Raw genomic sequence first — 24,677 nt, 5'->3', positions numbered from 1 at the left:
GTCCGGTCGCTGCCCCTTGTCTCGGAGCCTCGCGCCTCGCTCGGGGGCCGAGAAGACGAGACTTTCGGGTCAGCTTCTCCGCGCCCCTGCGGGGCGCTCCGTGGGGTGGGGAAAGTCCAGGCAATGCGCCTGTTCAACAGAACCGGGGCGGGGAGACTTTCGGGTCAGCGGCCGGGGTCGCTGACGACCAACGAAGGAAGCGAAATCTCCCCACTCCGGGGAGACTTTCGCTTCAGCTCACGGGATGGCCGAGTGCCTCTGAGCCCGAGCTCAGCCTGCGGGGCGCTGGCGCCCCTCGAGTCGGATGGCGGTGCGCACGGCGGAGCGGGCGCGCCGTCGGTCGCCCGACCCGTCGTACGCGAGGCCGAGCCGATACCACGCCCGCCAGTCCTCGGGCGCCGTCTCGACGGCGTGGCGGTAGGCGGGGAACACCGCATCCGCCTCGTCCCGGAGCACACGACCGCTGGGCCGGGTGACGAGCTGCTCGTCCGGCAGTGCGTCCTCGGCCTCGAGCCGGCGTCCGAGCGCCGCGGCACGGACGCCGAACCAGATCTCCCGCCCGACAGCCCACACGGCGATCAACGGCAGCACGACGAGCGCTAGCCCCATGGCGATCCCGACCGGCTCGCCGCTGGTGACCAGCAGCCAGGCGCGTTGACCGACGAGGACGATGTACAGCGCGAGCGCGACGGTCATCACCGTGACGCCGATGCGTGCGCTCATGAGCCGGTGGCGCGGGCGACCTGACCGGGCACCTCGTCGTCGACGACGGCCTCGTCCGGTGCCGCGGCTCCGGACAGGCGGACGCCGATGTCGAGGAAGCTGTCGAGCCCGATGTGCACGCCGCGCGCATCCCGCGCGGCGGCGAGCGCGAGACGGATGCCGGGCGCATAGGCGAGGGCGGGATCGATCGTGTCGTGCACGATCGAGAGGGACTCTCCGGGGCCGGAGAGGATCACCTCCTGGCGGGCGATGACACCGGGGCGGCGCAGCGAGTGCACCGGCACGCTCGCGACCTGCTGACCGCGGGCGCGCTGATCGACGTGCGTCGCCTCGACCGGGCCGACCGTCGACCGCGCCGCGGCGATCAGCTCGGCGGTGCGCACCGCCGTGCCGCTGGGCGAGTCGACCTTGGTCTCGCGGTGCGACTCGACGATCTCGATCGAGGCGAAGAAGGGCGCCGCGACGGCGGAGAGCGCCGTGCCCATGACCGAGCCGAGCGAGAAGTTCGGCACGAAGACGGCGCCGCTCTCCGCCGCCTGGACGAGCGGACGCACGAGCGCTATCCGCTCCGCCGACCAGCCGCTCGTGCCCACGAGGACGTTGATGCCGCGCTCGATGGCGGCGCGGACGACATCGATCGACACCGCCGGCGTCGAGGCGTCGACCACCAGATCGGCGCCGTCGATCGCGGAGATCTCGTCGCGGGAGGACAGCACCGCGATGACCTCGAAGTCCGGCTCGGCGTCGGTCACCGCACGGATGACACCGCCGAGCTTCCCGGTTCCGCCCACGATGGCCACGCGCGTCGTCATGTGGTCCAGCCTAGTGTCGTGTGTCGGAGGCTCTCTGACCGTCGAGGTTCTCCGCACACACGACACCAGGCGCACGCGGCTAGGCTCGGTCGCATGCTGAGCGTGCGAGCCGTGGCGGCCGACTCCCCCTCCGCGCAGGTCCTGCTGACCGAGTACTTCGCGATGCGGGCCGAGGGATTCCCCGGCGGCGCGTACCGCACCGTGCTCCCCGATCCGGCGGCCTTCGAACCGCCTGCGGGCGTCTTCGTCGTCCTGGAGCAGGACGACGACGAAACGATCGGATGCGGCGGCGTGCGCCGGCTCGCGCCCGGGCCGGCGGGTGCGCGATACGAGGTGAAGCATCTCTACGTGCGCCCCTCGGCACGGGGCCTGGGCGGCGGCAGACGCCTGCTGATCGCGCTCGAGGAGCGGGCACGGGGACTCGGCGCCCGGGAGCTCGTGCTCGACACCCACGACTCTCTGAAAGCGGCGGCCGGCCTCTACGCGAGCAGCGGCTTCATCACGATTCCGGCATACAACGACAACCCGAACGCGACGCGCTGGTACGGCAAGCCGCTCGGGTGAGCACGGTCACGGCGACGCCCCGGCTGTGGGCCTCACCCGCGTCGTGCACGACGGCGGGGGCGTCGGGCGACACACGGCCGCCCCACGACCGGGAACGGCGCGTCGGAGACGATCTCCGCCGTTGTGCATGTACGAACGCGGCGCCCGCGACCGCGGCACTCCGCACGGGCGCCTCCGGGACGGGCGGTACCGGGGCTCAGACGGGCGGCACCTCGGGCAGGCCGGTGCGCAGCTCGAACGGCAGGTGGGCGAGGTCGTTGTGAGAGGCGAGCGTCCACGGACGTCCGTGCCGCTGGGCGATGACGGTGAGACCGCAGTTCGCCTGGTTGAGGGTCATCCAGCGCCACTCGGGCGCGCCGAGCACCTCGCGGACGAACCATCCGATGACGGTGTTGTGAGTGATGAGGAGCTCGTGGACATCACCGGTCTTGCGCACGAGGAACGCACCGAGCGCATCCGCCATCTGCGCGCGTCCGGCATCCACGTCGGCCTCGGTGACGCTGCCGAAGAACGGCTCGAACACCGCCGGGGTCTCGGGCGTCATCCCCGTCGGCACGCAGTCGAACAGCAGCGCCGACGGCTCGGGAGAGATGGCGGGAAGCCGCTCGGCGACCGTGCGGGCCGTCTCGGCGGCGCGGACGAGCGGCGAGTGCCAGACCGCGTCGAACGGCACGCCCGAGAGCCGGTCGGCGAGCAGCTCGGCCTGCCTGCGTCCCCGCGGCGACAGCGGCCCGTCGATCAAGCCGTGCTCGGCATCCTGATGCTCACCATGACGGACGAGATAAACGTAGTGCGTCACTGCTACTCGCTCCATCGGGATCCGGACGCCCGACCGGACGCTCCCAACAGAATACCCGGCTACTCCGAGGCGCGAGCGATGTCCGCCAGCTGCGAACGCGTCAGCCGCACCCCCACGCCCTGCACGATCTCCTCGACGTGGTGCGGTGCGTACGCGTTCACGATCGGTGCGGCGACGATGCGCTGGGCGAGGAGCCAGGCGACCGCGACGGCCGCATCGGGCACGCCGAGCTCCGTGCCGACGGCGTCGAGCGCCCGCAGCACCCGGCTGCCCCGCTTGGTCAGGTTGCCGGCGATCTGGGCGGCACGCACCGAGGTCACGGTCTTCTCCCGCGTCCGGTAGGCACCCGCGAGGAACCCGTGCTCGAGCGGATGCGACGGCGTGAGCGCGATGCCCTGCGCCCCCGTGACGAGCCGCAGGTCGCCGTCGAGCTCCTTGCGGCGCAGCACGTTGTAGGGGACGTCGAGCACCGTGATGCGCGGTAACCCCGCCGAGGAGAGGATGCGTGCCTCCACGAGCTGCTCGGCGCCGAAGCCGAACGCGCCGATGGCACGCACCTTGCCGGCTTCGATGAGCCATTCGGCCGTCGCGAGGGTGTCCTCGAGCGACGTCGTGCCGGCCGACCCGTCGAGGTACAGCACATCGATGCGGTCGGTGCGCAGCCGCGTCAGCGACGCCTCGACGGCGCGCACGAGGTTGACCGGTCCGAGACCGGGATGGTCGGGATGCTGGCCGATCCGCGTCGCGAGCACGATGTCGTCGCGCACGCCGCACGTGTGCAGCCACTGCCCGATGATGTGCTCGCTGCGACCGCCGGTGAAGCTGTCCGCCGTGTGCACCGCGTTGCCGCCATGCTCGACGTAGCTGTCCAGGATCGCGTGACTGGTGTCGATGTCGACGTTCCACCCGAACTCGGCGCCGCCCAGCATCAGCGGAAAGATGCGAAGACCGCTCTCGCCCAGGTCGACTCGGATGCCGCTGCCCACCGCGGGACCCTGCACCGGGATGGGTGCCGACGGATGCGGGGGCGCCGCGACCTGCGACGGCACGCCCGGCCCGATCCCGAAGATCTTCACGCGCACCCCCTCCGCTTTAGGTAGGCGGACGCTGTGACTGCGCATCGCGCGCCCCCTGACGCGTACTTCGAGCGTAGGTCAGTCCCGAACGGATGAGTTCCGCCACGGCGATCGGCGGGTAAACATTCCATAACGCTTTGATCACACTCCGGCCGTCACCCCGGACGCGGATGTGCCCACCCTGCAGCGCAGCGGCGGGCACATCCGGCGTGACGGGCGGGATCAGCCCTCGGCGGGAGCCTCGGGTCCCGGGTTGGCTGCGGCCCGACCCTCCTGGTCCGCGGCCTCCTCGAGGACCGGCTCGAGAGACAGCTTGCCGCGATCGTCGATCTTGGTGATCTTGACCAGCAGCTTCTGACCGACCGAGAGCACGTCGTCGACGTTCTCCACGCGCTTGCCGCCGGCGAGCTTGCGGACCTCGCTGACGTGCAGCAGGCCGTCCTTGCCGGGAAGCAGCGAGATGAAGGCGCCGAACGTGGCGATCTTCACGACGGTGCCGAGGAACTGCTCGCCGACCTCCGGGTTGGTGGGGTTGGCGATCGCGTTCACCTGGGCACGAGCGGCCTCGGCCGAAGGACCGTCGGTCGCGCCGATGTAGACGGTGCCGTCGTCCTCGATCGAGATCTGCGCACCGGTCTCGTCCTGGATCGAGTTGATCGTCTTGCCCTTCGGGCCGATCAGCTCGCCGATCTTGTCGACCGGGATCTGAACGCTGATGACGCGCGGCGCGGTCGGCGCCATCTCGTCGGGAGCGTCGATCGCGGCGTTCAGCACGTTCAGGATGGTCAGACGCGCCTCCTTGGCCTGCGTCAGAGCGGCAGCCAGCACCGACGACGGGATGCCGTCGAGCTTCGTGTCGAGCTGGATCGCGGTCACGAACTCGGACGTGCCCGCCACCTTGAAGTCCATGTCGCCCAGGGCGTCCTCGGCGCCGAGGATGTCGGTCAGCGCGGCGTACCGCGTCTGGCCGTCGACCTCGGCGGAGACCAGACCCATCGCGATGCCCGCGACGGGGGCGCGCAGCGGCACACCCGCGTTGAGCAGCGACAGCGTGGATGCGCAGACCGAGCCCATCGAGGTCGAGCCGTTGGAGCTGAGCGCCTCCGAGACCTGACGGATCGCGTACGGGAACTCCTCGCGGCTCGGCAGCACCGGGACGAGCGCGCGCTCGGCGAGGAAGCCGTGCCCGATCTCGCGGCGCTTCGGGCTGCCCACCCGGCCGGTCTCACCGGTCGAGTAGGGCGGGAAGTTGTAGTGGTGCAGGTAGCGCTTGCTCGTGACCGGGCTCAGCGAGTCGATCTGCTGCTCCATCTTGAGCATGTTCAGCGTGGTGACGCCCAGGATCTGGGTCTCACCGCGCTGGAAGATCGCCGAACCGTGCACGCGCGGGATGACCTGCACCTCGGCGTCGAGCGCACGGATGTCGGCGAGGCCGCGTCCGTCGATGCGAACGCCCTCGGAGAGGATGCGACCGCGCACGATGGTCTTGGTGACCGACTTGTAGGCGCCGGAGAACTCGAGCGTCGCGGTGGCGGGGAGCTCCCCCGCCTCGACGGCGGCGAGGAGCTCGGCCTTGACGGCGTCCTTGACGGCGTCGTCGGCGTTCTGGCGCTCCTGCTTGTCGGCGATCTGGTAGATCGGGACGAGCTTGTCGTAGGCGCGCCCGGCGACGAAGTCGTACGTCTGCTGGCTGTACGCCGGGAAGACCGGGTAGGCCTGGATCTCCTTGGCGGCGGTGCTCGCGACCACGTTCTGCGCGGCGACGAGCTCCTTGATGAAGGGCTTCGCGGCCTCGAGACCCTCGGCGACGACCTGCTCGTTCGGCTTCGTGGCGCCGGCCTTGATGAGGTCCCAGCTGTGCTCGGTGGCCTCGGCCTCGACCATCATGATCGCGACCTCGCCGTCGGGCAGCACCCGGCCGGCGACGATCAGGTCGAACACGGCCTCCTGCAGCTGCTCGGCCTTCGGGAAGGCGATCCACTGGTCGGCGTGCTCGCCGTGGCCCGGGATGAGCGCCAGGCGCACACCGGCGATGGGACCGGAGAACGGCAGACCCGATATCTGGGTCGACAGCGATGCCGCGTTGATCGCGAGCGCGTCGTAGAACTCGCCGGGCGCGATCGAGAGGATCGTGACGACGATCTGGACCTCGTTGCGGAGGCCCTCAACGAACGACGGGCGCAGCGGGCGGTCGATGAGACGGCACACCAGGATCGCCTCGGTCGAGGGGCGACCCTCGCGACGGAAGAACGAGCCGGGGATCTTGCCCGCGGCGTACGAGCGCTCTTCGACGTCGACGGTCAGCGGGAAGAAGTCGAATCCTTCACGGGGGTGCTTGCCGGCACTGGTCGCCGACAGGAGCATGGTCTCCTCGTCGAGGTAGGCGGCGACGGCGCCCTGCGCCTGCTGCGCGAGTCGACCGGTCTCGAAGCGGATCGTACGGGTGCCGAAACGGCCGTTGTCGAGAACGGCTTCGGCGGCGGTGATTTCAGGACCTTCCAAGAGGTCTCTCCTTCTTTGTTTAGGCTCGCCGCCCCGTGTGGGCTGCGAGCGACATGCGAAGGAGCAGGAACAGACAGTTATGGGCGTGCGGCAATGATCTGCGGATCGCCTGCGCTGGCCACCAGTAGAAAGTCACCCGGCGGGATGCGCGCACGCACCGACGGGGAACCCACCACAGGGGACCAGCATTCCTGCCAACCTGCTCCGTTGAGCTCGTATGTAGTTGAGCGATCGCCGGAGGCGACCTCCCACACCCTATCAGCGGCACCTGCGCCCGACGGCCCCTGGCACCGCGTCGAGGCCCGACCTATCGTGGGGGCATCCCCCGTCCCAGAGCAGAGGAGCACGGCGATGAGCGATGCACAGAATCCGACGGCCGGCGACGACGCCGGGACCGAGCCCGCCGACATCGACGAGGTCGCCCTCCAGGAGGAGGGCGCGCTCGACGGCACGCCCCCGGTCGCCGATCCGCGTGAGGAGGCGGAGCTGCGCGCGCAGATCGAGCGCGAACTGCGGTTCGACGGCTTCGAGCAGGGCATACAGGGCTGAGGCCCCGATGTGGCACGGCGCAGCATCCTTGAATACCGTGAGCGCATGCGTTCTCCGGATCTGCGCCGCCGCCCCCTGCTCGCCGCCCTCGCCGTGGCGGCGCTGGTGGGCGGGGCGCTGAGCACGGTCACGCCGGCGCAGGCCGTCGACTACCCGTCGTGGCCGGACGTGCAGAACGCGCTGGCCAGCGAGCAGGCCACGCAGGCCGAGATCGCCCGGATCGAGTCCGCGCTCGCGGCCGCCGAGATCGTTGCGGCGACCGCATCCGCGCACGCCCTGGAGGCCGCGAGCGCCGCCGCGCAGGCGCACACCGACCTGGCGGTGGCGAGCGAGCGAGCAGAACGGCTCACTGGACAGAGCACGGCCGCAGACGCCGAGCTCGCCCGCAGGACCGCCCAGCTCGGGACGCTCGCCGCGGGGCTCTACCGCAACGAGTCCAGCGGACCGCTCATCGCGCGCGTGCTCACCTCGGCCGAGCCGGAGACCCTGCTGGCGCAGCTCGGGCTGCTCGACAAGCTCAGCGCGACCTGGCGCGGCGTCGTCGCCGAGGCGCAGGTCTCGGCGAACGTCGCGTCCTCTCTCCACACGCAGGCTGCGGAGGCGGAGGCGGAGAGGGCGCGGCTCGCGCAGACGGCGGATGAGACCGCCTCCGCCGCGGATGCAGCCGCGCAGGCCGAGAGCGCGGAGGTCACGACCGCGCAGCAGCACGTGGATACGATGTACGCGCAGCTGGCGACGCTCAAGCGGACGACCGCCGAGACGGAACGCCGGTACCGGCTCGGCCAGCAGATCGACGAACAGGCGCAGGCCGATGCCGGCTCCTCGGGATCCTCTGGCTCGTCGGGATCCTCCGGCTCGTCCGGATCCGGCTCCTCCGGATCGGGCTCCTCCGGATCGGGCTCTGGCTCCTCCGGATCCGGCTCGTCCGGATCGTCGGGATCCGAGACGCCGACCTACGGCGTGAGCGTGGACCCGGCCGGTGCGCAGGCATACGCGCGCGGCGCCATAGGCTCGTACGGGTGGGGCGAGGATCAGTTCTCCTGCCTCGTGCGGCTGTGGAATCGCGAGTCCGGCTGGCGCGCCGACGCCCTGAACCCGTCGAGCGGTGCCTACGGCATCCCGCAGGCGCTGCCGGCGGAGAAGATGGTCTCCGCCGGAGCCGACTGGCGCACGAACGGCAACACCCAGGTCGACTGGGGACTCGCCTACATCAACGGCCGCTACGGCTCCCCCTGCGCCGCGTGGGACCACTCTCAGCGGGTCGGCTGGTACTGATGCGAAGCCTCCCCGGAGAGGGAGGCTTTTCGCATCCGACGACAACGGGGCGGTGGCCCGGATGCCCGAACCCACCGCCCCGTCGTTCGTTCAGCGGGCCGCGACCCGCGCGCGCTCGCGGGCCCGCTCCTCCTTCGCCGCGGCCTCGGCGAGCGCAGCCTCCTCGAGTCCCTGCGTGCCGACGGCGTCCTTCGCGTCCGACATCCCGTCGTGACCGTGCCCCGACAGGGTCGCCTCGTCGAAGGGCAGCTCGCCGCGCAGCACCTGCCGGGCACGGGCTGCGTCGAACTGCTTCGTCCAGGTTCCGATCAGCACGGTGGCCACGGCATTGCCGGTGAAGTTGGTGACCGCGCGTCCCTCCGACATGAACCGGTCGATGCCCACGATCACCCCGACGCCGTCCACGAGGTCGGGGCGGTAGGCCTGGAGGCCTCCGGCGAGGGTCGCGAGGCCCGCGCCGGTCACTCCCGCCGCGCCCTTCGAGGCGATGATCATGAAGACGAGCAGGCCGATCTGCTCCCCGATCGACATGGGCTGGCCCATGCCCGTCGCGATGAAGAGCGATGCCATCGTGAGGTAGATGGCGGTGCCGTCGAGGTTGAACGAGTAGCCGGTCGGCACCGTGATGCCGACGACCGGCTTCGAGACCCCGAGATGCTCCATCTTGGCGATGAGCCGCGGAAGCGCCGACTCCGACGACGACGTACCCACGATCAGCAGGTACTCGCGGCCGAGGTACTTGATGAGGGTGAACACGTTGATCCGCGTGACGGCGTACAGCAGCACCCCGAGCACCACCGCGATGAACAGGAAGCAGGTGATGTAGAACGCGACCATGAGCAGCCCGAGGCTCCAGATCGCCGAGGCGCCCACGGCGCCCACGACCGCCGCGATCGCACCGAACGCGCCGACCGGGGCGAGCCAGAGGATCATGCCGAGGATGCGGAAGACGAGCGCCTGCAGGTTCTTGACGAAGCTCATGACCGGCGCGCCCTTCTCCCCCATGGCCTGCAGCGCGAAGCCGACCAGGAGGGCGATGAACAGCACCTGCAGCACGCTCTCGCCGGTGAACGCGGAGAAGAACGTCGTCGGGATGATGCCGAGGATGAACTCCTGCGTCGTCTTGGGCTCCGACGTCACGTCGTACGACGAGTTCGCCATGTTGAGCCCCTCGCCGGGGTGGATGATGTTGCCGACGACCAGGCCGATCGCGAGGGCGAAGGTCGACATCACGATGAAGTAGCCGAGCGCGAGACCGCCGATCTTGCCGACCGTGGCCGCCTTCGCGATCGAGCCCACGCCGACCACGATCGTGCAGAAGATGATGGGGGCGATCATCATCTTGATGAGCGACACGAACCCCTTGCCGAGCGGCTCCAGCGTCGTCGCGAAGTCGGGCCAGACCAGCCCGACGACCGCACCGAGCACCACGGCGAGGATGACGGACACGTACAGCCACGTGTGTCTGTCCCATGCGCGCTTGCCCCGCCGCCAGTTGTAGCCGGGGAGTTTGAAGGACTGGGTCTTCGAGCTGAGAGTCATCGTCGCCTCCAGGTAGAACGTCGTTGTCGGTGCAGGGGCTCCGTCACGAGGCTCCCTGGGATGAGACGATGGACTGCTCCGGATCACCGCACGATTTGTGGTCGTATTGGTCACGAGCCGACGGTCGGGGTCGGCAGAAGGGGACGCCATGACACAGCGCACCACGAGCGCCGCCTCACGGGTCTTTCTCATCGTGCTGGTCGCGGTCCTCGCACTCGGGTCGATCCTCGCGGTGCTGCTCGTGCTCGATGCCCAGCGCGCCGAGCGCGAGGAGGCCGAGGAGCTCACCCGGGCGGTCGCATCGACGATCGCCGCTGAGCCCGGCATCGCGAAGGCCCTCGGTGACGACGACCCCGTCGCCGCGCTCCAGCCGTACGCCGTGCACGTCATGCAGGACGCCGGCGTCGACTTCGTGACGATCATGACGACCGACGGCACCCGGGTCACCCATCGCGACCCCGCACAGATCGGCGCGCACTACCTGGGCACCGTCCCGACGAACCCCGAGACGCTCACCGAGGAGTCGACCGGCACGCTGGGGCCCTCCGTGCGCACGATCGCTCCCATCGAGACGTCCGACGGGATCGTGGGCTGGGTGGCCGTGGGCGTCACGCTCGGCAGCATCGCCTCGGGCATCCTCCCCCGGCTGCCGTTCGTCCTCGCGATCGCCGCCGCGGTGCTCGCCGCGGGAGTGGTCGGTGCGGTGCTGGCCCGGCGCAGCACGCGCAAGGTCGCGGGAGACCTCGCACCCGGCGGCATCCGCGACGCCCTCTCGTCGCACGAGTCGATGCGCACCCTGGGCGAGGCCCTCCGAGCGCAGACGCACGAGCACGGCAACCGGATGCACACGGCCGTCACCCTCATCGAGCTCGGGCGCACCGAGGACGCGATCGGCATCCTCACCGAGACGTCACGACAGTCTCAGGCGCTCGTCGACCGGGTCGCCTCGGGTCGTGACGGCGACCCCGCCATCGGTGCCCTTCTGCTGGGAAAAGCCTCGCAGGCGGCCGAGAAGGGCATCGCGTGGTCCGCGGAGGTCGCCTCCGATGCGCCCCGTTCACCGCTCACCCCGGTCGACGGCGTCGCGGTGATGGGCAACCTGATCGACAACGCCCTCGACGCGGCCGCGGCGGGCGGCGAACCGCGGTGGGTGCGCGTGGAACTCGCCCCGACCCCGGGCGGCGACCTGTCGATCGTCGTGTCCGACAGCGGGCGCGGCGTCCCTCCGGCGCTCCGCGAGCGCGTGTTCGAGCGCGGGTTCTCGACGAAGCCCGCCGGCGCAGAAGGGCGCGGCGTGGGCCTCGCGCTCGTCCGCTCGGTCGTCGAGTCCGCCGGCGGCTCGATCGACATCGACCGGTCGCAACCGACCACGCTGCGGGTCGTCCTTCCGGCCGGAGGACCGGCATGATCAACGTTCTGCTGGTCGACGACGAGGCGCTCACCCTCGAGCTGCACCGCGCCTACGTCGAGCGGCTGGACGGCTTCCGCGTCGTCGGCGAGTGCACCGGAGCCCGCGCCGCCGTGAACGCGATCGTCGGCGACGGCTCGGCGGAGCCCATCCACCTGATCCTGCTCGATCTGACCATGCCCGACGGGTCGGGCCTCGACGTGCTGCGACACGTGCGCTCGCGGGCCGCGGATGTCGACGTGATCGCGGTGACGAGCGTGCGGGATGCCGAGACGGTGCGCCGGATGGCGGCTCTCGGCGTGGCGAACTACCTCGTCAAGCCCTTCTCGTTCGCGGTGTTCCGGGAACGCCTCGAGCAGTACCGCGACTTCCGCCAGCGGGCGCACGATGCGGCCGGCGACGCCACCCAGGCAGAGATCGACGCGCTCCTCGGCGCCCTGCGCCCGCCTCAGCATGTGCCGCTGCCCAAGGGTCTGTCGCGGGAGTCGCTCGAGCGGGTGCTCGAGGCCGTGCGTCGCTCCGCAGGTCTGTCGGCATCCGAGGCCGCAGAGGAGCTGGGCATGTCGCGGGTCACGGCGCGACGGTATCTTGAGCATCTGGTCGCCTCCGGACGCATCGCCCGCACGCCGCGCTACGGCACGCCGGGAAGGCCCGAGTCCGAGTACCGCTGGCTCGACTGAGAGACGCCGCGCTGCATCCCCGACCGGCTCAGCATCCGCGCCTCGTCGTAGTGCGCCAGCAGCTGACCGCACAGCGCTTCCCACGTGCGGCCCCGCACCAACTCGCGCGCCGCGAGGGCGAACGCGGCACGCTTGGCGTCGTCGCCGATCAGGTCCTCGACCCGCGCGCGCAGATCCGCGAGGTCGCCGGGCCGATAGAGCCAGCCGTCGATGCTCGAGCGCACGAGGTCGACGGGCCCTCCCCTGCCCGTGGCCACGACCGGAACGCCGCTGGCGAGAGCCTCCTGGATGGTCTGGCCGAACGTCTCGCTCTCCCCCGGATGCACGAACACGTCGAAGCTCGCCATCGCCTCGGCCAGCGCGTCGCCCGACAGGTGACCGAGGAACACCGCGCTCGGCAACCGGCGCTCCAGTGCCGCGCGGGCCGGGCCGTCGCCGACGACCACCAGGCGCGTTCCCGGGAGCGGAGCCAGCGCGGTCAGGTCCTCGACCTGCTTCTCCGGCGCGAGCCGTCCGACGTAGCCGACGATTCGCCGCCCCGGAGCCACGCGCGCCCGCCACGACTCGCTGCGCCGCTCGGGACGGAACCTCTCGGCGTCCACGCCCCGGCCCCACACCCGCAGCCGGCCGACACCGAGTCCCTCGAGCTGGCGCATCGACGCGGTCGAGGGCGCCAGGGTGAGCGCGGTCCGCTGGTGCAGGCGCGCGACGTGAGCGGCGACGAGTGCGGTGGCGTGCGGCATCCCGTATCTGCGCGTATAGGCGATCACGTCGGTCTGATAGACGGCGACGGATGCGGCGCGCACGGCGTCCGCGGCGGCGAGCGCCTGCCAGCCGAGCACGAAGGGCGAGGCGAGGTGCACGACGTCGGGGCGGAAGGAGCGCAGGATCGCCGTGATCCGCGCGACCCGGGCTACCACGACCCGCACCTGCGGGTAGGCGGGAAACGGCAGCGAGGCGAGCAGCTCGGTGCGGGCGCCCGCGACCGGAGCGACGGCGCCGGCCGCCCGAGGGGCGATCACGAGCACCTCGTGCCCGCCCGCCGAGAGATGTCGCAGCACCTGCAGGACGGATCCGGTGACCCCGTTCATGTGGGGCAGGTACGACTCGGCGATCAGCGCGACTCTCACGCGTCCAGCGTGGCGCGTGCAGGGCCCGAGCGGACAGCGCGGCGCCCCGGATCACGAACCGTTCACCCGATCGTCACCGCGCGTGCTCCTGCCCGTGCACGACGGCGTATTCGGCCGTGCGCAACAGCGGGTTCGGCCCGTGCACAACGGCGGGGATCCTGCCCGACATCCCGCCATCCCGGCGCCCGAGCACCGCGTGTCGTGGTCGATCTCCGCCGTTGTGTCGCTCGAGCAGGGCTCAGTGCTGCACGAGACGGCGGGTGACCGCCGGAGACAGCGGTGTCCCGCCCGAGGCGGCCTGCCGGACGGCGGCCACGAGCTCCGCAGGAGGCGTGTCCTTGAGCAGAGCCGCCTGCACCCCAGGATCGAGGCGGGTCGCCAGCGGCATCCCCGCATCCGTCGCGGCCGTCACCAACTGCGCGATCCGCTCGCGCACGTCCGGCGAGGGCTCGTCGTCGACGCCGGACCGGCGCAGCATCCCGAGCGTCGATCGCACGTCGAGGAGAGCCTGCTCTGCGGATGCACGGATGACTCCCGCGGTCTGCCTGGCACGATCCGCGGGCACGTCGTCGCGGTACTCGAGAGCACCGGCGTGCAGCGCGATGAGCGACAGCCGGTGACCGAGCTCGTCGTGCAGCTCCTGCGCGATGCGCGTGCGCTCGGCGACGCGGGCGCTGTCCGCGCGCGCCTCCTGCTCGTCGCGGGCGCGCTCCGTCTCCGCGCGCAGACTCACGATCAGCGCGCGGCGCGCACCCAGGTTCGTTCCGACGAGCACCGGCACGGCGAGCGCGAGCGGCAGGATGAGGACGAGCATCAGCCATTCGGCGGTGCCGGAGGGCTGGGTGAGGCCGAGTCCGCCCGCCACCGCCTGCCACGCCAGCGCGAATGCGAGCGTCACGCCGACGGCGGCTGCGATCCAGCTCGCGCGGCGTCGCGCCGACAACGACACGATCGCCAGCAGCGACGCCCCGACCGCGAGCGCGGAGACGCCGCCGACGGCGCAGACGACGAGACCGATCGCCAGCGGCGCCCGGTTCCGGAAGCCGACGGCCATCAGCGCTCCGACGCCCAGGGCCAGATCGATCAGCAGCGGTGCCGGGGGCAGGTCCGGGTTCTCCATGATCTCGACGCTCCACACGCCCACGAACGCGGCCGCGCCGATGAGTGTCGCCAGCAGGAGACGCCACGTCGCGCTCCAGATCGGGTGCGGGCGAGCCATCCGCTCATCGTAGGCGGGAGCGCGTGCGGGCGGCATCGGCCGAAAGTCGCAGGACGGCATCCGACCTTCCCCGGCGGACCCGACACCTCGGTCCGATCCGTCGCCTGCGGGCCTTCGCGAGGCTGGAGGCATGTCCGACTCCCCCGCGTCCGCGCCGTCCGAACCTCCCGCCGTCGCCCGGGCAGGGTCCGCGCCGCCGTGGACAGACCTGCCGTACCATCGCCTCGCCGCACGATGGCGCCGTCCCGGCAGGTGGCGCCCGCTGCTCGGGATCGCGCTGTCCGGCGTGCTGTATGCGACCTTCCTCGGTGTCGGCATCGTGACGGTGGCCGTCGCGACGGTCGTCGCCGGCGTCGATCCGGGAGTGTCCGACACGCTCGACCTGTACCGGCCCGCCGACTTCGCGTTCGCGATGCTCGCGATCATCCTGCTGCTGCCGGCGACGCTCCTCGGCTTCCGCCTCGCGGGGTGCGCGCCGATCGGGCTCCTGTCATCGGTGGCGGGACGCCTCCGCTGGCGATGGATGCTGCGCCTCACGGTGCCGGCGCTGGTCGTCCTCGTCGTCGCGCTCGTCGCGATGGCCGCGTTCGATCCGGCATGGCGCGGCGAAGGCGCCCCACCCCCGACTCGCGCGGACCGACCGGCGCTCGTCGCGCACGTGGTGCTGCTGGTGCCGTTGCAGGCGGCCGCCGAGGAGTACGTCTTCCGGGGCACGCTCGCGCAGACGATCGGAGCCTGGCTGCGGCATCCGGCGTGGGCCATCCTGCTGCCGGTGCCCCTGTTCGTGCTCGGGCACGACTACGACCTGCCCGGTCAGCTGTCGGTCGGCGTCTTCGCCGTCGCCACCGGCTGGATCACGTGGCGCACGGGGGGCTTGGAGGCGGCGATCGCCCTGCACGTCGTCAACAACGTCGCCGCGATGCTCCTCGGCGCGCTCGGCCGCACCGACCTGAACGCGACCGATCAGGGGTGGGTCTCGGGCATCGTGAGCGCCGCGATCCCCGTGGCGTTCGCATGGTGGGCGGACAGGATCTGGCGCAGAAGCGCATCCACGCAGAGTCGGCGGATGCGCCGATGAGCCGGCGTCCGTCTCACGCCTCGAGCAGCTGCTCGACCCGCCGGGCGGCGTCCGCCAGCGCCGCTGCGTAGGACGGCCCGTGCCCGACGGCGTGGACGGCGAGCGGATGCAGCTGGTGCAGCGGAACGCGCTCGCGCCAGCCCGCGCGGAACGGCTGCTCGGACTCGTACCCCGACAGGATCTCCTCGAGGAACGGGCATCCGAACAGCCGCAGCATCGCCAGGTCCGTCTCGCGATGCCCGCCGTGGGCGGCGGGGTCGATCAGCACGGCCCCGTCCGGCGACCACAGCACGTTGCCGGTCCACAGATCACCGTGCAGCCGGGCGGGAGGATCATCGTCGTCGAAGCGTCCGCCCGCGATCACGTCGCACACCCGCTGCACGAGCGCCGCGCCCAAACGCGACAGGTTCCCGTTGGCTTGCGCGGGCTCCAAGTACGGCCGCACCCGGCACTCGGCGTAGAAGCGCCCCCAGGACGTCTCGCTCGCCCTCGGCTGCTCGAGCCTGCCGACGAAGAGCGGGCCCTCCCACCCCGTCGGCGGAGCGCCGAAGGCCGCGGCTCCCGCGCGGTGCGTCACGGCGAGCGCCCTCCCGAACGCACGGGCGCGCGCCGCATCCGGGCGGCCCTCGCGCACGCGCTCGAGCTCGATGCGTCCCGGGACCGCCTCCCGCACCCGCACGACCCGGGCACCGCCCGCGCTCTGCGCCTCACCGAGCCAGCGCAGCCCGGCCGCCTCCGCCTCGAAGAAGCCGGGCAGCGCGTCGACTCGCTGCTTGACGATGGTCTCCACCCAGGCGAGGGTACCCGCGGACGCGGGGCCGGGCGCTACTCCCCCGCGAGTCCGCCGAGGAGGTGTCCGAAGGACTTCCCCTCGCCGAGGTAGTTCGCCGGGTCGAACGGATCCGTCGCGGTCGCCGGCTCCCGGCGCGCGATCGCCTCGGCCAGCTCGCGCGCCGCCTTCTCGATCCGCTCGCCGAGCGGGGCGACCTGGTCCTCCGAGCCACCCCAGTCGGCGGATGCGGCGAACACGCCCGTCGACATCGCGTCGGCGTGCAGGTACGCGAACAGCGGCCGGATGGCATAGTCGATCGCCAGCGAGTGCCGCGGCGTGCCCGCGTTCGCGCCGATGAGCACCGGCGTTCCGCGCAGCGAGTCGGGGTCGAGCACGTCGATGAACGACTTGAACAGACCCGAGTAGCTCGTGGAGAAGATCGGGGTCACGACGATCAGCGCGTCCGCCGAGACGACCGTGGCGATCATCGACTCCAGCGCGGGCGGGGCGAAGCCGGTGAGCAGGTTGTTCGTGATGTCGTGCGCGTAGTCGCGCAGCTCGAACGTCTCGGCCTCGACCGGGATGTCGCGGGCGGCGAGCTCCCGCACGGTGGCGGCCAGCATCCGGTCGGCGAGCATGCGCGTGGACGACGGGTTCGAGAGCCCGGCCGAGACGACGGCGATGCGACGGCCGGCCATCAGAGGCTCCCGGTCGCGGCGGCGCCGAAGGCGGAGCCGGCGGGCTGGGGCGTGTCCGCGTAGGGCGATCCCGCGGTCAGGTTGTCGCCGCGGTTAGCGCGGGGGCGCGCCTGGCGGGCGGGACCGTCGCCGTAGGCGGCGCGGACGAGGTTCGCGTGCGTCGGCGCGTCCGGCACCTCGACCGGGCGGTTCCGCGCGAGCTCCCGGCGCAGCACCGGCACGACCTCGCCGCCGAGGATGTCGAGCTGCTCGAGCACCGTCTTCAGCGGGAGCCCCGCGTGATCCATGAGGAACAGCTGGCGCTGGTAGTCGCCGAAGATGTCGCGCATGCCGGCGTAGCGGTCGATGACCTGCTGCGGCGACCCGACGGTGAGGGGCGTCATCTGCGTGAAGTCCTCCATCGACGGGCCGTGCCCGTAGACGGGGGCGTTGTCGAAGTACGGACGGAACTCGTCCACCGCGTCCTGCGAGTTCGCGCGCATGAAAACCTGGCCGCCCAGGCCCACGATGGCCTGCTCGGGCGTGCCGTGGCCGTAGTGCGCGAAGCGCTGGCGGTACAGGCCGATGAGGCGCTGGTAGTGCTCGGCGGGCCAGAAGATGTTGTTGGCGAAGAACCCGTCGCCGTAGTAGGCCGCCTGCTCGGCGATCTCGGGGGTGCGGATGGAGCCGTGCCAGACGAACGGCGCGACGCCGTCCAGGGGCCGCGGCGTCGCGGTGAAGCCCTGCAGGGGTGTGCGGAAGGTGCCCTCCCAGTCGACGACGTCCTCGCGCCACAGCCTGTGCAGCAGCGCGTAGTTCTCGAGCGCGAGCGGCAGTCCCTGCCGGATGTCCTTGCCGAACCACGGGTAGACGGGGCCGGTGTTCCCCCGCCCCAGCATCAGGTCGGTGCGTCCGCCGGACACGTGCTGCAGCATCGCGAAGTCCTCGGCCACCTTCACCGGGTCGTTCGTCGTGATGAGCGTGGTCGCGGTCGACAGCAGCAGGCGCTCGGTCTGCGCGGCGATGTAGGCGAGGGTCGTGGTCGGGGAGGACGACCAGAACGGCGGATTGTGGTGCTCGCCGAGGGCGAAGACGTCGAGCCCCACTTCCTCCGCGTGCTTCGCGATCGTGAGGGTGTCGCGGATTCGCTCGGCCTCGGTCGGCGTGCGACCTGTGGTCGGGTCCTCCGTGATGTCGCTCACGGTGAAGATGCCGAACTGCATCCCGGGCCAGGTGGTGTTCTCGGTCACGATCTCTTTCCGCTCCTCGGATGCGGCGGCATCCGTTTCCATTCAGATGAATATATCGGATCTAACGCGCCCTTCGCCAGAGTATTCCCGGGAAGCGCGCTCCGGCATCGGGCAACCCCCCTCGGGTCCCGGCCGCAGGGCGATAGGGTCGAGGTTCGATGAGCGATCCGACCCCTGCCGCCGCGTCCGCCCCCGCTCGACCGAGGCGGCGCGTGCCGTTCTGGGACAACGCGCGCTTCGCGTGCATCGTGCTCGTGGTGCTGGGCCACGCCATCCAGCGCCTCATCTACGACTCGGACGTCGCGCTCGCGGTGTATCTCGTGGTCTACGCGTTCCACATGCCGGCGTTCGCGATCATCTCTGGCTACTTCTCCAAGGCCGGGGCTCTCGGGCGGCGGCAGATGGCACGGGTCATCACCGACATCCTGCTGCCCTACCTGATCTTCGAGACGCTCTGGACGCTCACCAAGTGGCTCGTGGAGGGCCAGGCGAATCCCAACCCGACACAGCCGTCGTGGACCCTGTGGTTCCTGCTGGCGCTCGGCATCTTCCGGCTGGTCCTGCCGTACCTCGCGCTGCTGAAGTGGCCCGTGCTCTGGGCCGCGATCGTCTCCGTCGGCGTCGGCTACCTCCCCAACGTCGACTCGACCCTCTCGCTGTCGCGGACGCTCGGGCTGCTCTTCTTCTTCACCCTCGGCTGGTGGCTGCGCGAGCGCGACGTCGTGGCCAGGGCCGATCTGCTCGGCCGGCGCCCGTGGTGGCTGGTCACGGGCGCGGCCGGCGCCATCGCGGTGGCCGGCACGATCGCGTGGCTGTTCATCGATCAGTGGCGCGAGATGGACCTGCGCGCGTGGCTCTTCTACGAGGACTCGTACGCCGCCCTCGGCGGCACGCAGTGGTGGGCGGGCGGCGTGCGGATCCTGCTCATCGCGATCGCCCTGCTCCTCAGCGCCGCGTTCTTCGTGCTCCTGCCGCGCTCGGCGACGTGGTGGACGCACTTCGGTCAATACACGATGTACGTCTACCTCCTGCACTCGTTCGTGCTCTACCCGTTCCGCGAGTCCGGAGTCCTCCGCGGGCTCGACCCCACCTGGTTCTGGCTGCCGGTCGTCTCCGTCGCCGCGGTCCTGATCGCACTGGGTCTCGCGACGAAGCCTGTGCGCACGGTCTTCCGACCGCTCGTCGAACCGCGCTGGCACTGGTTGTTCGCCGATCCCGCGCTGGCGGGCGCCGAGGGTCATCGCAACGACCCGACCGGCTCCCGCCGGCCCGCTTCTGCATCCGATGCGCGGGCGAGGGCTGCGGCGCTTCATCCGGATCCACGCCAGAACGGCTGACAGACCTGAGTCTCCCCCCCTCCGGGGAGACTTCGCATCAGGCGAACAGACCCGCCCCGACGTACGACCCTTCGCGCGCTCCGGGCGGCACGGCCCAGACGCCGGAGCCGACGTGACGGAGGTACTCCGAGAGCAGATCCTTCGCGAGCGCCCGCTGGACCGTGATGAACTGCTGCGGCGACCTCTGGAACGAGAGGAAGAACAGCCCCGCGTTGAGCGCGCCGAGATCGTCGTTCCCGTCGACGAAGTTGTAGCCGCGGCGCAGCATCCGCGTGCCGTCGTTGAAGTCCGGATGCGCGAGACGCACATGCGAGGCGACGTCGATCGCCGGCGAGGCGCTCTCGCCGGCGGCCTCGAAGTCCGGGTCGGTGTTCTCCGTGCCACCCGACAGCGGCGCCCCCTCGCCCTTGCTGCGACCGACCGTGCGCTCCTGCTCCGCCAGGCGCAGCCGGTCCCACACCTCGATGGTCTGGCGGATGCGGCGCGCCACGAGGTAGCTGCCGCCGACGAGCCACGCCGGACCGTCCGCGGCGGGGACCCACACGTGCTCGTCGAGGGCCGCGACGTCGTCGGCGAGGATGTTGGCGGTGCCGTCCTTGAAGCCGAACAGGTTGCGGGGCGTGGTCTGTGCGACGGTCGTCTTCGACGTCCGCCCGAAACCGAGCTGCGACCAGCGGAGCGTGGCGCGCCCGAAGGCGATCCGGGTCAGGTTGCGCACGGCATGCACGGCGATCTGCGGGTCGTCGGCGCAGGCCTGCACGCACAGATCGCCGCCGGAGGCGAGCGGGTCGAGGTCGTCCCCGAGGAAGGCGGGCAGCTCCGTCAGCTCGGCCGGCCGGCGGGCGGCGAGACCGAACCGGTCGATGCCGTCCTTCTCGAACAGTCCCGGACCGACGCCGAAGGTGACCGTGAGGGCGCTCGCGGGCAGTCCGAGCGCCTCGCCGGTGTCGTCGGGCGGCGCCTGCGGGGACCCCCCGACCGCACCGGAGGCGCTGACGTCGAGCCCCTGCGTCATGCGGGCGGCCGCATACGACCAGTCCTGCAGCAGCGCGACCAGCTCGTCGCGGGTGGTGTCGTCGTCCACGTCGAAGGCGGCGAAGTGCAGGTGGTCCTGCACCGGGGTCGTGATCCCCGCCTGGTGTGCGCCGAAGAACGGGTGGACCGCCGCCGTCGAGGCCCCACCGGACGCGGTCACGGATGCCGTGATCGCCGCCCCGACCCCGGCTCCGATCGCCAGCCCGGCCGTTCCTGCGCCGATCAGCCCGAGCAGGCCACGCCGACTCAGGCCGGGGCGGGCACCGGAACCCTCAGCGGGTTCCGGTGCCTCGGGGACGAGGTCGGACGCTTCGGTCACGAAAGGACTGTGGACGTCAGCTGGGAGAGCGGCTCGGCGAGCGCGTTGATGAGATCGGTCAGGGTGCGCTTGTCGGCATCCGTCAGCTCCGAGTAGTTCACGAAACCGTCCGCGAGACTGCCATAGGTCGTCAGCTGGGCGTCGAGGTCGGCGTAGCCCTCGTCGATCTCGGCGACGAGCGCCTCGCCGTCGCTGCCCGCCGCCGCCGCGAAGTCGCGGACGAGATCGTAGGCCATCTTCGATCCCTCGACGTTCGCGGCGAAGTCCCAGAGGTCGGTGCCGCTCCACCAGTCCTCCTCGCCCGAGATCTTGCCGGTGGCGACCTCGTCCAGGAGAGCGATCGCACCGTTCGAGATGCCGGCGATGCCCTGCTCGTCGAGCGCAGTCAGGAAGTCGTCGCCGTGGACGTAGTCGTTCAGCTCGCCGATGTCGGACACCAGCTGGTCGGCGTACTGCTGACGCTCCTCGGTGGTCGACGGCACCCAGTCCTGCCACGCCGGCGTCACGCCGTCGGCGTTGAGGGCGTCGGCGGCGGGAGCCCACAGGTCCTTCTCGATGCGGTGGAAACCGGTCCAGTCGAGCCCCTCGGCGACCGCGTCGACCTCCCGGTAGTCGATCTTCGGATCGAGGTCGCCGAGCGACTCGGCGACGGGCTCGATGCGCTCGTAGTACGCACGCACCTGCGGGAACAGCGTGCGCGCGGTCTCGTCATCGCCCGAGGTGTACTCCGCGGTGAACTCGGCGACGGCCGGCATCAGCTGCTCGACCTGGTCCTTCACGAACGCGGCGTACAGCGTGACCGCCTGCTGCTTCTGCTCGGCGTCGTCGCCGGTGACCTCCACCGCGTCGCCCCCGACGGTGAACGCGGCGCGCCCGACGCCCTCGCCGATCATGCCCGGCTTGCAGAGCGTGAAGTAATCGCCCGGCTGCGCCACGACGGTGAGCGTCCGCGACGCGCCTGGCGCGATGTTCTCGACCTCGCCGACGATCCGCAGCCCGTCGCTGGCGAGCAGATAGAACTCCGTCACCTGCGCGCCGGAGTTGGTCACCTCGAAGGCGAGCGTCCCGCTGGTCGCCGACGACGCCGAGACGGCGCAGTCCGCATCCGACGAGTCGACGGCGAGGGTGTCGGACGCGGCGACGTCCGCCTTGGCGACGCAGCCGGCCAGGACGAGCGCGGTGAGGCCGAGTGCGGTGGCGGCGGAGAGGGTGCGGTGGGCGATCATAGGATTCCTTGCGGTGCGGGAGCGACGGCTTCCCTCGCTCGTGGGGTGGACTGAGGACGTCGACGAGCGCCGGCGAGGAAAGCCGTGCCGACGACGAGCACGTAGACGATCCAGGCGATGACCTGGAGCCAGGTCATCTGCGGCATGAATCCGACCGTCGCCTGCAGGATCGCGGCGATGGGGCTTCCGGGCGGCACGGCAGCGGTGAGGTCGAACGCCCACCCGGAGGGGAACCCGGCGACCCCGACGAGCACGGCGCCCGTGACGGGATCGACCGGCGCCCCCGAGGTGAACGGGCCCTGCAGGACGCCCGCCTCCTGCAGGTCGTGCACGGCGTAGGCGAGCACCCCCGCCGCGACGACGATCAGAAGGGCGCCGGTCCACGTGAAGAAGACGCGGAGGTCGACCCGCACCATCCCGCGCGCGATCAGCCAGCCCAGCACCACCGCGAGCAGGAGCCCGAGCAGCGCGCCGAGGAGAGCGGCGGGGGCATCGCCGAAGGACTGCACCATCGACCACAGCAGCAGCGTCGTCTCGAGTCCCTCGCGGGCGACCGACACGAACCCGATGACGACGATGCCCCATCCCCACCTCGCCCCGCGCGTGGCCGTTCCCCGCGCTGGGCCTCCGAGGCGTGGAGCCCCTGAGCCCGCGGCGAGCGCGCGGTCGACGTCCGTCTCCAGAGCGTGCTTCAGGCCCCGGCCCGCGCGCTGCATCCAGAAGACCATCCAGGTCACGAGCGCGACGGCGAGCAGGGACATGGCTCCGCCGATGATCTCCTGCGCCTCGAACGTCAGACCGTACGCGCCGAACGTCAGCACCGCACCGATCGCGAGCGACAGCGCGACGGCGAGGACGACGCCGATCCACAGGCGCGGCAGCACGTCACGGCGTCCGGAGCGGGTGAGGTAGGCAACCAGGATGCCGACGACGATGGCCGCTTCGAGCCCTTCTCGCAGACCGATCAGCAGTGCCGGCAGCATGGATGCTTCTTCCCGAGGATAAGGTTAGGTTCACCTAACCACGGAGCGACAGTACTCCTCCGCGCCCTATCGGACAACCCGGCGCGCGGCACCTCGATCGGTAACGGTCTGCAACGAAGCGCCCCCCACCGCGATCGGCGACGTACGGTCGATGGGTGAGCTCGCTGAATCTTCCCGTCCTCGACCTCTCCCGCCTCGGCGACGGCCCCGAAGCCGCGGCCTCCTTCCGTGCGGATCTGCGCGCCGCAACGCACGAGGTGGGCTTCTTCTACCTCGTCGGCACGGGGATCACGCCGGAGCTCGAGGGGCGGCTCCTGCAGGGCGCCCGCGATTTCTTCGCGTTGCCCGAGGCCGACAAGCTCGCGATCGAGAACGTGCACAGTCCGCACTTCCGCGGCTACACCCGCGTCGGCGGCGAGCGCACGCAGGGCCGGGTGGACTGGCGGGAGCAGATCGACATCGGTCCCGAGCGTGCGGCGGTCGACGATCCCGACGCCCCAGACTTCGCGCGCCTGATCGGTCCGAACCTCTGGCCCGAGGCCCAGCCCGAGCTGCGTGGGATCGTGACCGAGTGGCACGACCGGCTGACGGACATCGCCCGCGTCCTGCTGCGCGAATGGGCGCTCGCCCTGGGCGCCGAGGAGGACTACTTCGACCGTCATTTCGGCGAGCCGTCGACCCTGATCAAGATCGTGCGCTACCCGGGCAAGAACGACCCGTCAGCGGGCGCGCGGGCCCAGGGCGTCGGCGCCCACAAGGACTCGGGGGCGCTGACGCTGCTGTGGGTCGAGCCCGGCAAGGGCGGGCTGCAGGTCGAGCGCGACGGCGAATGGGTCGACGCCCCGCCCGTCGAGGGGGCGTTCGTCGTCAACATCGGCGAGCTGCTCGAGTACGCCACGCAGGGCTACCTCATCGCGACCAACCACCGGGTCATCTCCCCCCGGTTCCCGGAGGATCGCATCTCGGTGCCGTTCTTCTTCAACCCCGCGCTCGACGCCCGGCTGCCGCTGATCGAGCTGCCCGCGGAGCTCGCCTCATCCGCCCGCGGCGTGACCCAGGATCCCGCCAACCCGATCCACGCGCTCTATGGCGACAACGCCCTGAAGTCGCGTCTGCGCGCGCACCCCGACGTCGCCGCCATCCACCACGCCGACCTCGTCGCCGCCCGGGCCTGATGCGGAAGTCCTCACGCTTCGTCTCGCTGCGCTCGCGGTTCCTGAGCGAGGAGCGCAAGCTCCGAGACGAAGGGCAGCGACCGGATTCTCGCCGCCCACGGATGGCGAGAGGCGCCGCGGGAACGACGAAGGCCGCCTCACACCGTGAGACGGCCTTCGAAGAAAGCGATATACGCGGCTCGCGCTGGCGGCGTTCGTGGCGACTCACGCCGGCACTCCCGAGACTGCGTTGATCGGGGCTGCGCCTAGCGGCGGAGCCCCAGACGCTCGATCAGCGAACGGTATCGCGTGATGTCGATGTCCTGGAGGTAGCCGAGCAGGCGACGGCGCTGACCGACGAGCAGGAACAGCCCACGACGCGAGTGGTGGTCGTGCTTATGCTGCTTCAGGTGCTCGGTGAGGTCCTTGATGCGCTGCGTCAGCATCGCGACCTGCACCTCGGGGGATCCGGTGTCACCGGGGTGCGTTGCGTACTCTTCGATGATCGCCTTCTTGACGTCTGATTCCAGTGCCATAGATTCGATCCCCTCTCTCCTTGTTGCGCGG

The 24,677-nt window shown here is 71.1% G+C and carries 23 protein-coding genes; 8 read left to right on the top strand and 15 right to left on the bottom strand.

Annotated features, from left to right (window positions below; translation table 11 throughout):
- Positions 1-270 precede the first annotated feature (270 nt).
- On the bottom strand, positions 271-723 hold the full coding sequence (locus tag GVL03_RS05290) for a tetratricopeptide repeat protein (protein ID WP_159499950.1): 453 nt from the start codon (positions 721-723) through the stop codon (positions 271-273).
- Positions 720-1,535, bottom strand: coding sequence for a 4-hydroxy-tetrahydrodipicolinate reductase (gene dapB / locus GVL03_RS05285; RefSeq protein WP_159499949.1), 816 nt, complete (start codon positions 1,533-1,535; stop codon positions 720-722). The genes GVL03_RS05290 and dapB overlap by 4 nt, the downstream gene beginning before the upstream one ends.
- Positions 1,536-1,628: 93 nt before the next feature.
- Here dapB and GVL03_RS05280 point away from each other — a divergent pair, with 93 nt between their 5' ends.
- Complete coding sequence (locus GVL03_RS05280) at positions 1,629-2,099, top strand: GNAT family N-acetyltransferase (RefSeq protein ID WP_159499948.1); 471 nt, start codon at positions 1,629-1,631, stop codon at positions 2,097-2,099.
- 196 nt (positions 2,100-2,295) lie between these two features.
- Here GVL03_RS05280 and GVL03_RS05275 read toward each other — a convergent pair whose 3' ends face one another.
- The 3 genes from GVL03_RS05275 to GVL03_RS05265 form a co-directional block, all read right to left on the bottom strand.
- The gene (locus tag GVL03_RS05275; protein ID WP_159499947.1) at positions 2,296-2,898 is read right to left on the bottom strand and encodes a histidine phosphatase family protein; all 603 of its coding nucleotides are present in this window, start codon (positions 2,896-2,898) and stop codon (positions 2,296-2,298) included.
- A 59-nt stretch (positions 2,899-2,957) separates the two neighbouring features.
- Positions 2,958-3,974, bottom strand: coding sequence for an aldo/keto reductase (locus GVL03_RS05270; protein WP_235038026.1), 1,017 nt, complete (start codon positions 3,972-3,974; stop codon positions 2,958-2,960).
- Between the two features lie 222 nt (positions 3,975-4,196).
- Positions 4,197-6,476, bottom strand: a complete 2,280-nt coding sequence (locus tag GVL03_RS05265; protein ID WP_159499945.1) for a polyribonucleotide nucleotidyltransferase — start codon at positions 6,474-6,476, stop codon at positions 4,197-4,199.
- 351 nt (positions 6,477-6,827) lie between these two features.
- Between GVL03_RS05265 and GVL03_RS05260 the strand changes: the two genes are divergently transcribed.
- Together GVL03_RS05260 and GVL03_RS21995 are read left to right on the top strand one after the other, a co-directional pair.
- Positions 6,828-7,025 carry a hypothetical protein gene (locus GVL03_RS05260; protein WP_159499944.1) on the top strand — a complete coding sequence of 66 codons (198 nt, stop codon included), beginning with the start codon at positions 6,828-6,830 and terminating at the stop codon, positions 7,023-7,025.
- A gap of 45 nt (positions 7,026-7,070) precedes the next feature.
- Positions 7,071-8,300: a hypothetical protein gene (locus GVL03_RS21995; protein ID WP_200847070.1), complete on the top strand. Its 1,230-nt coding sequence runs from the start codon at positions 7,071-7,073 to the stop codon at positions 8,298-8,300.
- A gap of 90 nt (positions 8,301-8,390) precedes the next feature.
- Here GVL03_RS21995 and GVL03_RS05250 read toward each other — a convergent pair whose 3' ends face one another.
- Positions 8,391-9,842 (bottom strand): cation:dicarboxylate symporter family transporter, encoded by a 1,452-nt coding sequence (locus tag GVL03_RS05250; RefSeq protein WP_159499943.1) that lies wholly within the window; start codon positions 9,840-9,842, stop codon positions 8,391-8,393.
- Positions 9,843-9,990: 148 nt separating this feature from the next.
- On the opposite strand from GVL03_RS05250, the gene GVL03_RS05245 reads away from it, so the two are divergent.
- Complete coding sequence (locus tag GVL03_RS05245) at positions 9,991-11,250, top strand: ATP-binding protein (protein ID WP_159499942.1); 1,260 nt, start codon at positions 9,991-9,993, stop codon at positions 11,248-11,250.
- On the top strand, positions 11,247-11,930 hold the full coding sequence (locus GVL03_RS05240) for a response regulator (RefSeq protein WP_159499941.1): 684 nt from the start codon (positions 11,247-11,249) through the stop codon (positions 11,928-11,930). Before GVL03_RS05245 ends, GVL03_RS05240 begins: the two co-directional genes overlap by 4 nt.
- On the opposite strand, the gene GVL03_RS05235 is transcribed toward GVL03_RS05240, so the two are convergent.
- Positions 11,882-13,060 carry a glycosyltransferase family 1 protein gene (locus GVL03_RS05235; protein WP_159499940.1) on the bottom strand — a complete coding sequence of 393 codons (1,179 nt, stop codon included), beginning with the start codon at positions 13,058-13,060 and terminating at the stop codon, positions 11,882-11,884. The genes GVL03_RS05240 and GVL03_RS05235 overlap by 49 nt on opposite strands.
- Positions 13,061-13,298: 238 nt before the next feature.
- Complete coding sequence (locus tag GVL03_RS05230; RefSeq protein ID WP_159499939.1) at positions 13,299-14,279, bottom strand: sensor histidine kinase; 981 nt, start codon at positions 14,277-14,279, stop codon at positions 13,299-13,301.
- Between the two features lie 130 nt (positions 14,280-14,409).
- On the opposite strand from GVL03_RS05230, the gene GVL03_RS05225 reads away from it, so the two are divergent.
- On the top strand, positions 14,410-15,357 hold the full coding sequence (locus tag GVL03_RS05225) for a CPBP family intramembrane glutamic endopeptidase (RefSeq protein WP_159499938.1): 948 nt from the start codon (positions 14,410-14,412) through the stop codon (positions 15,355-15,357).
- Positions 15,358-15,370: 13 nt separating this feature from the next.
- On the opposite strand, the gene GVL03_RS05220 is transcribed toward GVL03_RS05225, so the two are convergent.
- Genes GVL03_RS05220 through GVL03_RS05210 form a run of 3 tightly spaced genes read right to left on the bottom strand, consistent with a single transcriptional unit; the run spans position 15,371 to position 18,029 of the window.
- Positions 15,371-16,138, bottom strand: coding sequence for a fructosamine kinase family protein (locus tag GVL03_RS05220; protein WP_159499970.1), 768 nt, complete (start codon positions 16,136-16,138; stop codon positions 15,371-15,373).
- 44 nt (positions 16,139-16,182) lie between these two features.
- The gene (locus GVL03_RS05215) at positions 16,183-16,827 is read right to left on the bottom strand and encodes an FMN reductase (RefSeq protein WP_159499937.1); all 645 of its coding nucleotides are present in this window, start codon (positions 16,825-16,827) and stop codon (positions 16,183-16,185) included.
- Positions 16,827-18,029: an LLM class flavin-dependent oxidoreductase gene (locus GVL03_RS05210; protein ID WP_159499969.1), complete on the bottom strand. Its 1,203-nt coding sequence runs from the start codon at positions 18,027-18,029 to the stop codon at positions 16,827-16,829. The genes GVL03_RS05215 and GVL03_RS05210 overlap by 1 nt, the downstream gene beginning before the upstream one ends.
- A 185-nt stretch (positions 18,030-18,214) precedes the next feature.
- Between GVL03_RS05210 and GVL03_RS05205 the strand changes: the two genes are divergently transcribed.
- Positions 18,215-19,393 (top strand): acyltransferase family protein, encoded by a 1,179-nt coding sequence (locus tag GVL03_RS05205; protein WP_159499936.1) that lies wholly within the window; start codon positions 18,215-18,217, stop codon positions 19,391-19,393.
- 37 nt (positions 19,394-19,430) lie between these two features.
- Here GVL03_RS05205 and efeB read toward each other — a convergent pair whose 3' ends face one another.
- From efeB to efeU, 3 genes are read right to left on the bottom strand one after another with little or no spacing between them, the layout of a single operon-like run.
- Positions 19,431-20,747 (bottom strand): iron uptake transporter deferrochelatase/peroxidase subunit, encoded by a 1,317-nt coding sequence (gene efeB, locus GVL03_RS05200; protein WP_159499935.1) that lies wholly within the window; start codon positions 20,745-20,747, stop codon positions 19,431-19,433.
- Positions 20,744-21,973 carry an iron uptake system protein EfeO gene (gene efeO / locus GVL03_RS05195; RefSeq protein WP_159499934.1) on the bottom strand — a complete coding sequence of 410 codons (1,230 nt, stop codon included), beginning with the start codon at positions 21,971-21,973 and terminating at the stop codon, positions 20,744-20,746. The genes efeB and efeO overlap by 4 nt, the downstream gene beginning before the upstream one ends.
- Positions 21,970-22,956 (bottom strand): iron uptake transporter permease EfeU, encoded by a 987-nt coding sequence (efeU, locus tag GVL03_RS05190; protein ID WP_159499933.1) that lies wholly within the window; start codon positions 22,954-22,956, stop codon positions 21,970-21,972. The genes efeO and efeU overlap by 4 nt, the downstream gene beginning before the upstream one ends.
- A gap of 155 nt (positions 22,957-23,111) precedes the next feature.
- On the opposite strand from efeU, the gene GVL03_RS05185 reads away from it, so the two are divergent.
- On the top strand, positions 23,112-24,131 hold the full coding sequence (locus GVL03_RS05185; protein WP_159499932.1) for an isopenicillin N synthase family oxygenase: 1,020 nt from the start codon (positions 23,112-23,114) through the stop codon (positions 24,129-24,131).
- A 245-nt stretch (positions 24,132-24,376) separates the two neighbouring features.
- Here the strand turns inward: GVL03_RS05185 and rpsO are convergent, their stop codons facing one another.
- Positions 24,377-24,646, bottom strand: coding sequence for a 30S ribosomal protein S15 (gene rpsO, locus GVL03_RS05180; RefSeq protein ID WP_159499931.1), 270 nt, complete (start codon positions 24,644-24,646; stop codon positions 24,377-24,379).
- Between the last annotated feature and the right edge of the window lie 31 nt (positions 24,647-24,677).

This window comes from Microbacterium sp. 18062 (assembly GCF_902706225.1).
GTDB lineage: Bacteria > Actinomycetota > Actinomycetes > Actinomycetales > Microbacteriaceae > Microbacterium.
Note: the sequence above shows the minus strand (reverse complement) of the source record. Positions and strands in the feature narration are given on the sequence as shown.